This window comes from Collinsella sp. AF33-16, from assembly GCF_003475325.1.
In the GTDB taxonomy this organism is placed as follows: Bacteria; Actinomycetota; Coriobacteriia; order Coriobacteriales; family Coriobacteriaceae; genus Collinsella.
On sequence record NZ_QRQC01000008.1, the window covers coordinates 19,741 to 34,077 of the forward strand.

8 protein-coding genes are annotated in these 14,337 nt (G+C 62.5%); 7 read left to right on the forward strand and 1 reads right to left on the reverse strand.

From position 1 onward, the window contains the following. The first annotated feature begins 40 nt into the window (after positions 1 to 40). The 5 genes from DWZ52_RS04175 (at position 41) to glmM (ending at position 8,069) form a co-directional block, all read left to right on the forward strand. The gene (locus DWZ52_RS04175) at positions 41 to 2,323 is read left to right on the forward strand and encodes a DUF2357 domain-containing protein (RefSeq protein ID WP_118384969.1); all 2,283 of its coding nucleotides are present in this window, start codon (positions 41 to 43) and stop codon (positions 2,321 to 2,323) included. Then, positions 2,323 to 3,027 carry a signal peptidase I gene (locus DWZ52_RS04180; protein ID WP_118384970.1) on the forward strand — a complete coding sequence of 235 codons (705 nt, stop codon included), beginning with the start codon at positions 2,323 to 2,325 and terminating at the stop codon, positions 3,025 to 3,027. Before DWZ52_RS04175 ends, DWZ52_RS04180 begins: the two co-directional genes overlap by 1 nt. A gap of 125 nt (positions 3,028 to 3,152) precedes the next feature. Then, positions 3,153 to 4,175 carry a DMT family transporter gene (locus tag DWZ52_RS04185; RefSeq protein ID WP_233547261.1) on the forward strand — a complete coding sequence of 341 codons (1,023 nt, stop codon included), beginning with the start codon at positions 3,153 to 3,155 and terminating at the stop codon, positions 4,173 to 4,175. Between the two features lie 139 nt (positions 4,176 to 4,314). Continuing rightward, a complete protein-coding gene (locus tag DWZ52_RS04190) occupies positions 4,315 to 6,654 on the forward strand; it encodes a DUF4012 domain-containing protein (RefSeq protein WP_118384972.1) in 2,340 nt (779 codons plus the stop codon). Between the two features lie 83 nt (positions 6,655 to 6,737). After that, positions 6,738 to 8,069 carry a phosphoglucosamine mutase gene (gene glmM, locus DWZ52_RS04195; RefSeq protein WP_118384973.1) on the forward strand — a complete coding sequence of 444 codons (1,332 nt, stop codon included), beginning with the start codon at positions 6,738 to 6,740 and terminating at the stop codon, positions 8,067 to 8,069. A 205-nt stretch (positions 8,070 to 8,274) separates the two neighbouring features. Here the strand turns inward: glmM and DWZ52_RS04200 are convergent, their stop codons facing one another. Then, a complete protein-coding gene (locus tag DWZ52_RS04200; RefSeq protein WP_118384974.1) occupies positions 8,275 to 9,858 on the reverse strand; it encodes a carboxypeptidase M32 in 1,584 nt (527 codons plus the stop codon). 504 nt (positions 9,859 to 10,362) lie between these two features. On the opposite strand from DWZ52_RS04200, the gene pheS reads away from it, so the two are divergent. Further along, the gene (pheS, locus tag DWZ52_RS04205) at positions 10,363 to 11,439 is read left to right on the forward strand and encodes a phenylalanine--tRNA ligase subunit alpha (RefSeq protein ID WP_055250566.1); all 1,077 of its coding nucleotides are present in this window, start codon (positions 10,363 to 10,365) and stop codon (positions 11,437 to 11,439) included. 180 nt (positions 11,440 to 11,619) lie between these two features. After that, entirely contained in the window at positions 11,620 to 14,073 is a 2,454-nt protein-coding gene (gene pheT, locus DWZ52_RS04210) for a phenylalanine--tRNA ligase subunit beta (RefSeq protein ID WP_118384975.1), read from the forward strand. Positions 14,074 to 14,337 lie beyond the last annotated feature (264 nt).

The following is a 14,337-nucleotide window of genomic DNA, read 5'->3' on the forward strand; positions in this document are numbered from 1 at the left end:
CCACGCCCCTTACCGATCGATCCAACCTATGGAGTAACCCATGTCCGAGACCATTCAGGACCTCTATACCAGCTTCTCCGAGCAGATGGAGCCCATCCAGGAGGACAGCCGCTACTTCCGCTATCTGTTTGAGATGGCGCAGGCCTCGGGCACCACGATCGAGCAGCAGCGCGAGGAGCTCGTCAAGGTGGTGGACGAGGAGTGGATCAGCATGATCGAGGACTCGCTCGATGCCATCAACACCATCATCGAAAATCCGCGCCGTTTCATCACCACCGAGGAAGAGGTGGTGCCGGTCTCGCTCGCCAAAAAGATCAGCGCCGATAGCGTCCGTCATCTGAGCCAGAACACGCAGTTCTTGGCGCCGAGCGACGATGGCGGCGTCCACCCCACGCGCATCCTCAACGTCAGTACCGTCGAGACGTACGACCTGTACGAGAACCGCTTTATCTACCACCTGATTCAGCGCCTGCTGACGTTTGTGGACAAGCGTACCGACGTGATCTTTTGGTCGACGGGCAACGAGATTCGCAACCGCTTTAAGATGCACAGCAAGATTGACGACGCGTACGAAGAGATCGAGTACAACGTCGAGATGACGGTCAAGAACCGCCAGAGCTTTGCCGAGAACGATGCCGACAACATGGATGTCTTTATGCGCATCGACCGCGTGCACCGTCTGGTCATGGCGCTGCGCGGCGCGTCGTTCTGCCAGATCATGAACGGCTGCAGCGCGGTCCGCAGCCCCATCCAACGCACCAACCTCATCATGAAGGATCCCAACTACCGCAAGTGCTACCAGCTGTGGCAGTTTATGGAGCGCTACGACAAGGTGGGCTACAACATCGACGTGCAGCAGCAGGCACTGGCGTTCGATGACGAGTACATGGTGCAGATGTACACCAACCTCATCAACAACTACACCGTCTTTAAGAGCCTGACCGATGACGAGCGCAACCTGCAGGAGCTCGAGAGCGTGCAACACGCGCCGGTGGCGCCCAAGTTTATTAAGGAGATTAAGGAGGTGCAGGTCGATAGCCCCGACCTGCCCGACGTCGAGGTCCGCCGCGTGTTTGTGGAGGAGGTCACGCAGGCTCAGCTCGATGCCGAGCAGGCGCTGGCCGAGGCCCGCGAGCAGATCGAGGAGCTGCAGGGGCAGGTCAAGTCTTGGAAGGTGCAGGCGCACGCGTTGACCGACGAGCGCGACGACCTGGTCGACGAGCTGAACGAGGCCAAGACGCGCGAGCTGGCGTTGACGCAACGCGCGCAGATGGCCGAGGCTGATGTTGAGGAGCTGCAAGGTTCGCTGGAGGATGTCGAGGCGGGCAAGAAGGCTGCCGAGGCCGACGCTGCCGAGGCGCGTGAGACCGCGGCGGCGCAGCTTGAGCGGATGCGTGTCGAGGCCGATGCCGAGGCCGCGGCCGCTCGCGCCGATGCCGATGCTAAGATTGCGGCTGCCGAGCAGACGGCCGCCGAGCAGGTCGCGCAGGTCAAGAGCGAGTCCGCCGCGGCTCTGGCTGCCAAGACGGCGACCGATGCCGCCGAGCTGCAGGCCGCCAAGGATACTGCCGCGGCCGAGCTTACCGGCGTGCGCGAGGCTTCTGCCAAGGAGGTGGCCGAGCTGCATGCCAAGCTGGACGCCGTCAAGCTGCAGATCGAGGAAGTGCAGCTGACGGCCGAGCGCGATGCCCGTGCCGCGGCCGAGGCAGCCGACGCCGCTGCTGCTGTGGCGGAGCAGAAGCTTGCCGACACTGTTGCCGCGGCCGAGAAGAAGGTCTCCGCTGCTCAGCAGGCAGCCGATGCCGCGATCGATGCCGCCCGTGCGGCCGCCGATTCTGCCGTCGAGCAGGCTACGGTGGACGCCAGCGAAAAGGTCGCCGCTGCCGCTGCCGAGCGCGATGCTGCCACGCGCGCCGCCGAGGAGGCTCGTGCCGACGCCGACGCGCGTATCGCTACGGCCGAGCTCGAGGCAGGGAAGCGTATTGAGCAGGAGCTCGCCGCCGCCAAGGCCGCGCACGAGCGCGAGCTCGAGGCTGCCCGCGCCGAGATGCAGCAGCGCTTGGACTCGTTGGCGCACGAGCTGGAGCAGGCCGAGCGCGATCGCGCCCGTGCCGAGCGCCGTGCTGAGGGCAACAGCCTGTCGCGCTATCTGCTGGCCCGCCTGCGCGGCGAGGCCGATGAGTCGGCTGCGGGTGTCGAGACGGCCGCGGGCGACGCGGGTGCCGAGGGCGAGGCTGCGGCTTCTGCAGAGGACGCCGCCGAGGTCGCTGACGCCGTCGACGCCGCCGACGCTGCACTTTCCGCAAAGGACGACGACAAGTGATGAAGCACGTGCTCCGCGTGATCAACGTGCTGGCGACCGTGGTGATCCTCGTCGCCTTTGTGGTGTTGCTGCGCACGGTGTTTACGCCCGCCGGCGAGATTCCCACCATCATGGGCTATGGCTTTATGCGCACGCTGACCGGCTCGATGGAGCCGGCGATTCCCGTGCATTCGTTTATCGTCGTCGATACCGACAACGGCCAGGTCTACCAGGTGGGCGATATCATCACCTTCCATTCGTCCGATGACGCGCTGGAGGGTTCGCTCAACACGCACCGCATCGTATCCGTGGAGGCCGCGTCTGACGGCTCGCCGGTCTACCACACCAAGGGCGACGCCAATCCGGTCGAGGACGCCGCGCCCGTGCCCGCCGCCGATGTGGTGGGCCGCGTGGTCTTTGTCTCGGCAGGCCTGGGCGTGGTGGTGTCGCTGCTCACCAATCCGCTGCTGTTCTTCCCGCTTATCGTGGTGCCGCTGATCGTGCTGCTGGTGCTCGAGATTCGCCATATGGTCAAAACCACGCAAGAGGTGGCGCGCGCCGAGGACGAGGCCGCCCTGCGCGCAGCCGTGGAGCAGATTCGCGAAAAACGTCGCCGCGAGCAGGAAGGCCAGGACAACGCCAAGGAGCAGAACGATGGTGGCCATACCGATGAAAGTGCGGAAGCCGACCCCGGCGCCCTAGACGGTTCCAGCCACTCGGCATAGCGCATCTGCGCCTTTCGTCCCTGCAATTTGGATGCTCGTAGACGTTCCGAATTGTCTGCTTTTTCATGCCGATATTCGTGCTACAGTTTGAGCGCTTTGTTGCCAATTGATTTCGGGGGAGTGGGATGGAGCAGGAGCGCACAGCGCAGCGTGCACGCAAAAAGACTTCGGTACCGATGACGGTGGCGTCCGATTTTGTCGTGCCCGAGGGAACTGACGAGCTCAGCCGCAACACCCGTCGCGCCTGGCGCGACCGTCTCAACGACGCCCAGACGCGCAAGATGATCACGGGCGTTTTAGCCACGCTGGTGGGCGGTTCGTTTTGGGGTTTCTCGGGTACCAGCGCGAGTTTTTTGTTCGATACCTACCATGTCGATACGCTGTGGCTTATGAGCATACGGCAGATTCTCGCCGGCCTGCTCTTTATGGCTGTGGTTGTCACGCGCGACCGCGCACGCCTGGTCAAGCTTTGGACGACGCCCGCTGATCGCAAGCAGCTGCTGCTCTTTACCGCTTTTGGCCTGCTCTTTAACCAGTTTTGTTATCTTTCGGCCGTGCGCCTGACCAATGCCGGAACCGCGACGGTGCTCCAGTGCCTGCAACTGGTCATCATTATGGGCTACACCTGCGTGATCGACCATCGCATGCCTCGCGTGCGTGAGGCCGTTGGCATTGGGTTGGCCCTGGGCGGCACCTTTTTAATCGCTACCGGCGGCGACCCGACCAGTCTGAGCATATCGCCGCTTGGCCTGGTCGCAGGCCTTATGTGTGCGGTTAGCGCCGCCTGTATGGCGGTGATTCCCGCCAAGATTCTGTCCGAATACGGCAGCCCTATTGTTACGGGCTCGGCTATGCTTACGGCGGGTGTCGTTTCGAGCGTCTTTGTGCAGCCATGGGCTCATATGCCGGTCCTCGATACGGCTGCCGTCGAAGCGCTCGCGGTGTTTGTGATCGTTGGCTCTTTCCTGGCGTATATGCTCTATATGCAGGGCGTCAAGGATATTGGCTCCGTACGTGCGAGCCTCATCGGAACTGTGGAGCCGGTCTCGGCAACCATTACCAGCGCCGTTATGCTGGGCACGGTGTTTTTGCCGACCGACTTGATTGGCTTTGTCATGATCATCGTGATGATGTTCCTGACGGTATAGCTCACGCCGCTGCCTAGACGGACACGGTATTGCACCAAAATTCCGCGAATTGGTGCCTGCATCTGGAGTTTAACTGACGATGCCAAATATGTCATAAACTAATAGCGTTATTGACTTTTAGTATTGCGAGGACTCCTCTATGGCTGGTAACCACTTTAAGAACGGCGACGGCGAGCGCTCTGCAGTTCCGCCGCGTTCAAATGGGACTGGAAACGCTGGCGTACCGAGTGGATCCAGCCAAAACGGTGCTGGCAACCGTACGTCTCCGGGCGAAACGGCGATGTTTGCCGCTCTGTACGAACAGTCTCAAAAGGCAAAACAGGCTGGTCGCGTAGGCAGGCAGGCATTTCCGGGCGGGGCGGGCTCTGCGGCTTCGTCGGCCGGGGTCCGTCCGGCGCCAACGGGCGGTGCAAATGTCGCCGGCCCCACTGACCCCGCTAACAACGCTCATCGCGCCCACAACGCCGGCCCCATCACCCCCGCCAATTCCGCCAATAGTGCTTCTTCTGCTGGAGACGCAGGGCTTACGGGTAACCTAGGCACTATCTATACGGGCGCTTCCGAAACCGGCACGTTTGCCCGTCTCAATGACGACGGTGCCGAGTTTAAGGGCTCGGGCTCTAAAGAAGATTATTACGATTTTGGCTTGAACTACGGCGGTGATTCCTCGACGAGCCCGACCTCGAACGGCCTGGTTCGCCATCGCCATCGCAAGGGCGAGCGCAAGAAGCGCCGCGTTTCGGCTGTTGTCGCTGCCATCGTCGCGGTGGTTCTTGTCGCTTTTGGCGTGAGTGGCTTCATGCTGTTTAACTCGGCAAAAACCGTGAAGAGCCAGGCAAAGGAAACTGTCGAGATCGTCGGTGGCCTTAAGGACAAGGTCACGTCGGGCGATTTTTCAACCCTGCCCGACGATGCGAAAAAGATCGACGAGCTCTGCAGCAGCATGAAGAAGGAGACCTCGAGCCCGGTGTGGACGATGGCTTCGTTTATCCCGGTGTATGGCAGCGACATCAATGCGGCCCGCACCATGATCGACGCCCTGTCCGATGTCTCGAGCAATGCGCTGGTTCCCATGGCCGATAACCTTTCGCAGGCCACGCCCGGCAAGCTGTTTCAGGACGGCATGATTAACGTGTCCGCGCTGCAGGCCGTTGCCGATTCGCTTTCCGATAGCTCCAAGGTGTTCAAGAGCGCCAACGAGAAGATCCAGGGCATTGGCGATACTCATATTTCCCAGGTGACCGAGCTGGTCGATAAGGCCAAGGACGGCTTTGCCACCCTCAACGGCGCGGTTGACGCGGCGGAGAAGGTCGCCCCCGTCCTTCCCCAGATGCTCGGCGCCAACGGCCAGACGCGTAACTACCTTGTGTACGCCATGAACAACGTCGAAATTCGTGCCTGCGGCGGCTTTGGCGGTTCGCAAGGTTTGATTTCGGTCACCGACGGCCAGATGTCGATTGGCGAGTTTGTTCCCCGCATTGGGCTCAGTGAGGATGAGGCAGTCGAGAGTGTCGACGAAGAGGATGAGGCGCTGTTCGGCAACCACAGTAACCTGTACAACTCGGGCAATACCTATTCGCCTGATTGGCCCCGCAACTCGCAGCGTGTCGCCGCGCTGTGGAAGTCCCAATATGGGCAGGACGTTGATGGCGTCGTCGGCATCGACCCGGTGTTCCTGCAGTATCTGCTGGGCCTGGTCGGTAACGTGTCGCTGCCCGACGGAACGGTTGTCGACGGCACCAACGCCGCAAAGGTCCTCATGCACGATGTGTACTGGAACTATCCGGTCGAGGAGTCGGACGGCATCTTTGCATCCGTCGCCAGCGCTGCCTTCGACAAGATCCTTGGCGGTATCGGCGATGTCGATGTTACGAAGCTTGTCAGCGCCGTTGAGCGCGGTGCCGAAGAGGGCCGCCTGATCGCGTGGATGAAAAACGATGACGAGCAGAACGCTATCAAGGAGATGAACATCGACGCCTCGCTGCCCGATCCGGATGACCCGAGTGAAGATCCCGTTGCTGGTGTCTACTTTAACAACCTGAGCTTCTCCAAGCTCGACTGGTACCTGAATGCCGATACGCAGATTGGCCAGGGCATCAAGAACGGTGACGGCACATGCTCGTATCGCATCGCCGTTACCCTGACGAACATCATGACGCAGGAGGAGGCCGGCAAGCTGCCCGACTACGTCGCGGCGAGCGCGCCCGATGCCGCGCGCGACGACGAGCGTCTGAATGTCTCGTTGTTTGCCCCGACGGGCGGCAACATTACAGATCTGACCGTCGAGGGCACCCAGTTTGGTCTTGGCGCCGCTACGTGGCATGGAATCCCCTTCTATTCGGGCACCGTTGACCTGCATGCTGGCGAGACGACGACGATCACATATACGCTGACCACGTCAGCCGAGGCGGGGGACAAGCCGCTTACGCTGCGTCAGACTCCTACATGCCAGGCGGCTCGCGACAGCGCGTCGGCGTAGGGTTTTTCTGGTAGCGCAGATAATCGAGTACCATTTTGGGGCGGACAGGCAATCTGTTCGCCCCTATTTTGTAAGGAGAGCGCATGAAGTACTTTGGCACCGACGGCTTTCGCGGTGAGGCTAACGTTGGGCTGACGGTAGAGCACGCTTATAAGATTGGCCGTTTTGTGGGCTGGTATTACGGCGCCAACCGCGAGCGCAAGGCGCGCGTCATCGTGGGTAAGGACACGCGTCGCTCGAGTTATATGTTTGAGGCGGCGCTGGTGAGCGGCTTGGTCGCGAGCGGCGCGGACGCCTATATGCTGCACGTGATCCCCACGCCGGGCGTAGCGCATCAGACCGTGGAAGGCTGCTTCGATTGCGGCATCATGATCAGCGCGAGTCACAACCCGTTTTGCGATAACGGCATTAAGCTCGTCAATAGCGACGGTTTTAAGATGGACGAGGACGTACTGGAGCTCATCGAGGACTACGTCGATAGCAAGAGCGAGGTGCCGCTGGCCACGGGCAACCACATCGGCGCCACGGTGGACTACATGCAGGGCCGCAACCGCTACATTGCCTCGCTCATCGCCAGCGCGAACTTTTCGCTTCAGGGCGTCAAGATCGGCATCGACTGCGCCAACGGCTCGGCGTCCTCGGTGGCCAAGCCGGTGTTCGACGCGCTGGGCGCCGACGTGCGCGTGATCAATGCCGCGCCTGATGGTTTTAACATCAACGTCGACTGCGGCTCCACGCATATGGAGCGTCTGCAGCGCCACGTGGTGGAGCAGGGCCTGGACGTGGGCTTTGCCTATGACGGCGATGCCGACCGCTGCCTGGCCGTGGACGAGCGCGGGCGCGTGGTCGATGGCGACCAGATCCTGTACGTGTGCGGCGTGTACCTGAACAAGCACGGTCGCCTTTCGGGCGGTACCGTGGTTCCGACGATTGCCAGCAACTTTGGCCTGATCAAGTCGTTGGAGCTTGCCGGCCTAAGTGCCGTGACCAGCGGTGTGGGCGACCGTCACGTGTATGCCAAGATGCGCGAGGGCGGTTACAGCCTAGGCGGCGAGCAGACGGGCCATACGATCTTTGGCGATATCGAGCGCACGGGCGACGGCATTATGACCTCGCTGCGCGTGATGGAAGTGATCCGCGCCGAGCGCGAGACGCTCTCGCAGCTCACGGCTCCGTGCAAGCTGCTACCGCAGGCGCAGGTGGCCGTGCGCGTGGCGGACAAGGACGCCGCGCTCGAGAACATGGGCGTGCAGAACGCCATCGCCGAGGCCGAGGCTGCACTGGCAGGCGAGGGCCGCGTGCTCGTACGCAAGAGCGGAACCGAGTCGGTTATCCGCGTGCTGGCCGAGGCGCCCGACCAAGCATCCGCCGATGCCGCCATGAAGCGCATCGCCAACGCACTCGAGGCTCTGTAGTTACGCGGTTTTACCAAACCGCGTAACTGCTCGACGCTGCAAACGGCCCCAAGCGGCAACCTGACGTTCAATTTCAAGGGCGCGACCAGGAGGTCGGCGCCCTTTCATTTCACGTCACCTTGCTCGCTTAGGGTCGTTTTCGCTGACGTTGCCAAGACATTGGCGTCAACATGGTTGGCGTTGGCGATGGCGTGCTGGTCAATCCTTACAGCTCGTACAGCGTGGTGAACTTGTCCTGCAGGTAGCTGCAGTAGTAGCGGGCGTCAAAGGCCATGCCGCAGGCGCCCTTGATGAGTTCCGGCGCGTCTTTGGCGCGGCCCCACTGCCAAATGTGCTCGCCCAGCCAGGTGCGGACGGGTGCCAGGTCGCCGCTCGCACAGGCGCCATTGAGGTCGACACCGTCGCGGCACATGGCCGGCACAAACATGGCATCGTAGGCGCTACCCAGCGCATACGTGGGGAAGTAGCCAAACGAACCGCCGCTCCAATGCGTATCTTGCAGGCAGCCGTGCGTGTCGTCGGGAACGGGAATGCCCAGGTACTCGTCCATAAAGCGATTCCAAAGCGCGGGGATGTCCTTGGCCGTAGCCTCGCCGGCAAACAGCATGCGCTCGATCTGGTAGCGCACCATAATATGCAGCGGATAGGTGAGCTCGTCGGCCTCGGTGCGGATCAACGACGGCTGCGCGATGTTCACGGCGCGGTAGAGCGTGTCTTCGTCGACGTCGCCGTAGACCTCGGGCGCGTGACGACGCAGCACCTCGAGCAGCGGGCCCATAAAGGCGCGGCTGCGACCCACGGTGTTCTCGAAAAAGCGGCTCTGGCTCTCGTGGATGCCCATGGAGGTGCCGCCCTCCAAGCATGTGCGCGCATAGGCGGGATTGACGCCCAGCTCGTACATGGTGTGCCCCGCCTCGTGGATGATGCTGTAGACGTTGGAGATGCAGTCGTCCTCGTAGATGTGCGTCGCGATGCGCGCATCACCCACGGCAAGGCCCTCGCTAAACGGATGCTCGGTAAAGGCAAGCGTGGTGTCGTCCAGGTCCAGGCCGACAAGCTTCATAAGGTCGAAGCTCATGGCGCGCTGGGCAGCCTCGGGCACGTGGGCGTGCAAAAAGTCGGCAGCCGGCTGCTGGCCGCGCTCGCCGATGGCGTGCACGAGCGGCACGACCGTGGCCTTGACCTCATCGCAAAACGCATCGAAGCTCTTGGCGGAAAGGCCGCGCTCGTACTGGTCGAGCCAAACGTCGTATGGATCGCGCTTGGGGTCCATGAGCTCGGCCTGATGCTTAAGTTGGGCGACGATTCTATCCACATAGGTCTCAAAGCTCGCCCAGTCGTTGGCTGCCTTGGCCTTGTGCCACACGGCGTCCGCCTCGCAGGTGAGCCTGGTCCAGGCCTCGGCTTCTTCGGTGGGGATGGCACTGGCCTCACGTTGATCGCGGCCGAGCACGCGGATCTCGTCGAGCAGCTGAGGGTCGTCGATTTTGCCGCCGGCGACGGTCTCGCGCGCTAACGAGCGTACGAGCTCAACGGACTTCTCACTGGTCAGCAGCTTGTGATGCTCGCCGGCAAGCGTGCCCATGGCGTCGGCACGCGCTGCTGCGCCGTTGGCAGGAGCAATCGTCGCTCCATCGAACTCGGCAATCTTGAGCAGGTACTCGCGAGTCCACAGCTTGCCCTCGAGTTTGCGGAACTTTTTGACGGCCTTGTCGACTTTAGCAGCCTTGACGCCCTTGGCAGCCTTTGCCACGGCGGCCTTGGCCTTCTTATCGAGTTTCTTTCCCATACCATATCCTTGATCTCGTGAGCCGAGCGCTTCGGGTGGGCGCGCGGCCAGTTTGCACAGCTACCTGCCTTGTACCCAGTGCGAACAAAGCGGAACGCGGCGATGCACACGCAGAATGTGTTATCCTATAGCCCAATGCGTTGACGGAGAGGGTTTTGCCCGCCGCGTCGCCGGCAAGAGAGGGAAGGTCATGGGCTGCGAGCCTTCCTGCGGTGACAAGGGCCAAGCGTTCACTCCCGAGCAGCGACCTCAACGGGCACGCGGCCAGCGGCGGCGAAGCCCCAGTAGGGAAGCCGTGAGCCTCGCGACAAGGGGCACAGAGTGGGCGCGGCGGGCCAGACATCCGCCGGGTCAAACAAGGTGGTACCGCGGAATTCAACCGTCCTTGGGCAATGCACATGCCCGAGGGCGGTTTTTTTGTTACCGAACCGGGCCGCACATCCGCAGCTCCGGGTGGCTCCAGCCGCCGCGGCAAGTGGATGCGCGAGAGACGAAAGGGAAGACATGAGTCTGATTGATGATCTGGTCAAACTCGAGGAAGAGGCCAAGGAGCTCGTCGCAGGCGCCGATGACGCCGCCAAGCTCGAGGCTGCGCGTGTTGAGCTGCTCGGTCGCAAGGGTCGTATCACCGGCTTGATGCGCATGATGGGCAAGCTCGCCCCCGAGGATCGTCCCGTGATGGGCAAGCGCGCCAACGAGATGCGCCAGCTGATCGAGGGCATGCTCGACGAGCGAAACACCGAGATGAAGGCCGCCGCCCTCAAGCGCGCACTCGAGCACGACGCCGTCGACATCACGCTGCCGGGCATCCGTCCGCAGATCGGCCACCAGCACCTGATCAAGCAAATCATCGAGGAGGCCGAGGACATCTTCTGCGGCATCGGCTACACCGTCGAGTCCGGCCCCATGGTCGACACCTCTTACTACAACTTCACCGCGCTCAACGCTCCCATGGATCACCCGAGCCGCTCGGCCCGCGATACCTTCTACGTGGTCGACAACAACCCCGGCAGCGTCGCGCACCCCGAGGCTCACGCCCACGGCGAGTCCGACGTGCTGCTGCGCACCCAGACTTCGGGCGTGCAGATCCACACTATGGAGTCGCAGAAGCCGCCCATCTACATGATCTGCCCGGGCACCGTCTACCGTCCCGACACGGCCGATGCCTGCCACCTGCCGCAGTTCAACCAGATCGAGGGCCTGGTCGTCGACGAGGGCATCACCTTTGGCGACCTGAAGGGCACGCTCGACTACTTTGTTAAGTGCATGTTTGGCGAGGATCGCAAGACGCGTTACCGCCCGCACTTCTTCCCCTTCACCGAGCCCAGCTGCGAGGTGGACGTGAGCTGCCACGTGTGCGGCGGCAAGGGCTGCAACTTCTGCAAGCACAGCGGCTGGATCGAGATCTTGGGCTGCGGCATGGTCGACCCCAACGTCCTGATCAACTGCGGCATCGATCCCGAGAAGTACACCGGCTTCGCCTTTGGCATTGGCGCCGAGCGCGTCGCAGCACTGCGCTACGACCTGCCCGACCTCAGAACCCTGATGACTGGCGATATGCGCTTCCTCAACCAATTTTAATTTGACCTGTCCCGGCGGCTTCCCGAGCCACCGCACCTTGCCTTTCAATCGTCGGTTGCGTACCTAAGTACGCGGCCCTCCTCTTTCAAGGCAATCTGCGGCACCTCGGAAACCCGTCTCCGTAGCTGGAGTTTTCCGTCTGTTTATTGCAGGCGTTACAGATGAAAGGAGACCAGTTAGATGCGCGTTTCTTACGACTGGCTCAAGACCATGATCGATATTCCGGAGGATCCCAAGACCCTTTCGGACGAATATATCCGTACCGGCACCGAGGTCGAGGCGATCGACACCGTGGGCGAGTCCTTCGACCACGTGGTGACCGCCAAGGTGCTCACCAAGACCCCGCACCCCGATAGCGACCATATGTATGTGTGCTCGGTCGACGTGGGCGACAAGAACCTCGACGCCGATGGCAACCCCGCCCCGCTGCAGATCGTCTGCGGCGCGCAGAACTTCGAGGCCGGCGACCACATCGTCACGGCCATGATCGGCGCTGTGCTCCCCGGCGACGTCAAGATCAAGAAGAGCAAGCTTCGCGGCGTCGTGTCCATGGGCATGAACTGCTCTGCGCGCGAGCTCGGCCTGGGCGGCGACCACTCCGGCATCATGATCCTGCCCGAGGATACGCCCTGCGGCATGCCGTTTGCCGAGTACGTGGGCTCGAGCGACACCGTGCTCGACTGCGAGATCACGCCCAACCGTCCTGATTGCCTGTCCATGATCGGCATGGCCCGCGAGACCGGCGCCATCTTCGACCGCGATTTCCACGTTGAGCTGCCCGCCATCAAGGCCGAGACCGGCCGCGCGACCGACGACGAGCTTTCGGTCGAGATTGCCGATGAGGGCCTGTGCGACCGCTATGTCGCCCGCATCGTGCGCAACGTGAAGGTCGGTCCGTCGCCCGACTGGATGGTCAAGCGCCTCAACGCCCTGGGCGTGCGCCCGCACAACAACATCGTCGACATCACCAACTACGTGATGATGCTCACCGGTCAGCCGCTGCACGCCTTTGACCTGTCTACCTTTGCCGAGCGCGAGGGCCATCGCCGCGTGGTGGTTCGCGCCGCCCAGCAGGACGAGAAGTTCACGACCCTCGACGGCGAGGAGCGCACGCTCGACGCCGGCATGGGCCTCATCACCGACGGCGAGCGCCCCGTGGCGCTGGCCGGCGTTATGGGCGGCATGGATTCCGAGATTGAGGACGACACCGTCGACGTGATGGTCGAGAGTGCCTGCTTCAATGCCGGTCGCACCTCGCACACCAGCCGCGACCTGTCACTGATCTCCGACGCCTCCATCCGCTTTGAGCGTCAGGTCGACGAGACCGGCTGCGTGGACGTCGCCAATGTGACGTGCGCACTTATCGAGGAGATCGCCGGCGGCGAGGTCGCCCCCGGCTATGTGGACGTGTTCTCCGCGCCCAAGACCATCGACAGCATTAGGCTGCGCCTGGCCCGCGTGCATGCCATCTGCGGTGCCGACATCGAGCCCGACTTTATCGAGCGTTCGCTCACCCGTCTGGGCTGCACCGTCGAGCGCGACGGCGAGGACTTCATGGTCACGCCGCCGAGCTTCCGTCCCGACCTGCCGCGTGAGATCGACCTGATCGAGGAGGTCCTGCGCCTGTGGGGCATGGGCCGCGTGACGGCGACCATCCCGGCTGCCAAGAACCACATCGGCGGCCTGACCCGCGAGCAGAAGCTCACCCGCAAGGTCGGCGAGATCCTGCGCGCCTGTGGCCTCAACGAGACTACGACCTTTGGCTTTGCCGCCCCGGGCGACCTGGAGAAGATCGGTATGTCCACCGAGGGCCGCGGCTGCCCCGTGGTTCTCATGAACCCGCTGGTGGCCGAGCAGACCGAGATGCGCCGCTCGTTGCTGCCGGGTCTGCTGCAGTCTGTGGCCTACAACGAGGCCCACGGCACGCCTAACGTGCATCTGTACGAGGTCGGCAGCCTATTCCACGGTCGCGAGAATGCCAGCCTGCCCAAGGAGACCAAGTCCGTGGCGGGTGTGCTCTCGGGCCAGTGGAGCGAGCAGTCTTGGAACATGAAGTACCGCAAGCTGCGTTTCTTCTTTGGCAAGGGCATTGTCGAGGAGCTGCTCGCCCAGCTGCGCATCGAGAAGGTCCGCTTCCGTCCCGTCGAGGGCGAGGGCTATGCCTTTTTGCAGCCGGGCCGTGCGGCTGAGGTTCTGTCCGGCGGCACCGTGCTGGGCTGGGTCGGCGAGATTCACCCCGAGGCGCGCGAGGCTATGGGCATTGACGAGGTTGTCGTTGCCTTTGAGCTCGATCTGGACAAGCTGATCAAGGGCGCCCGCAATCAGGAGAACTACCGTGAGTTCTCGCAGTACCCGGCCGTTGAGCACGACCTTGCTATCGTGGTCGACAACACTGTGACCTGCGAGGATCTTGAGCGTCGTATTACGAGTGCCGGCGGCAAGCTGCTCGAGGGCGTGCGCCTGTTCGATGTCTACCGCGATCCGGTCCGCATCGGAGCGGGCAAGAAGTCCATGGCCTTTGCGCTTACGTATCGCTCGGACGACCACACGCTTACCAGCGAAGAGGTCGAGAAGGCGCACCAGAAGATCGTCACCAAGGTGTGCAAGGGCGTAAACGGCGAGGTTCGCTCGTAATCTTTGCCGTTCGGAACCCGCCCCCTGCGGGGTTTTCACGGCAACGACCTCGCCGCTTTGCGGCTGCGGGATGTTGCCTTAGAAAACCCCTCTCGGGGGCGGGTTCCTGCGTTAACCTTGTTGCGAGCGGACTGCATCTTCTTCCGGGTGACCGGAAAGTTGGGAGTGCATGGGCCCTTTATTGGGCGGTGCGTGGACCTGGGTTAATAACGTACGTATTGCAAGGACGTGCTGCGTTGTGGGCGGTGCGCCTTTTTGTTAGTA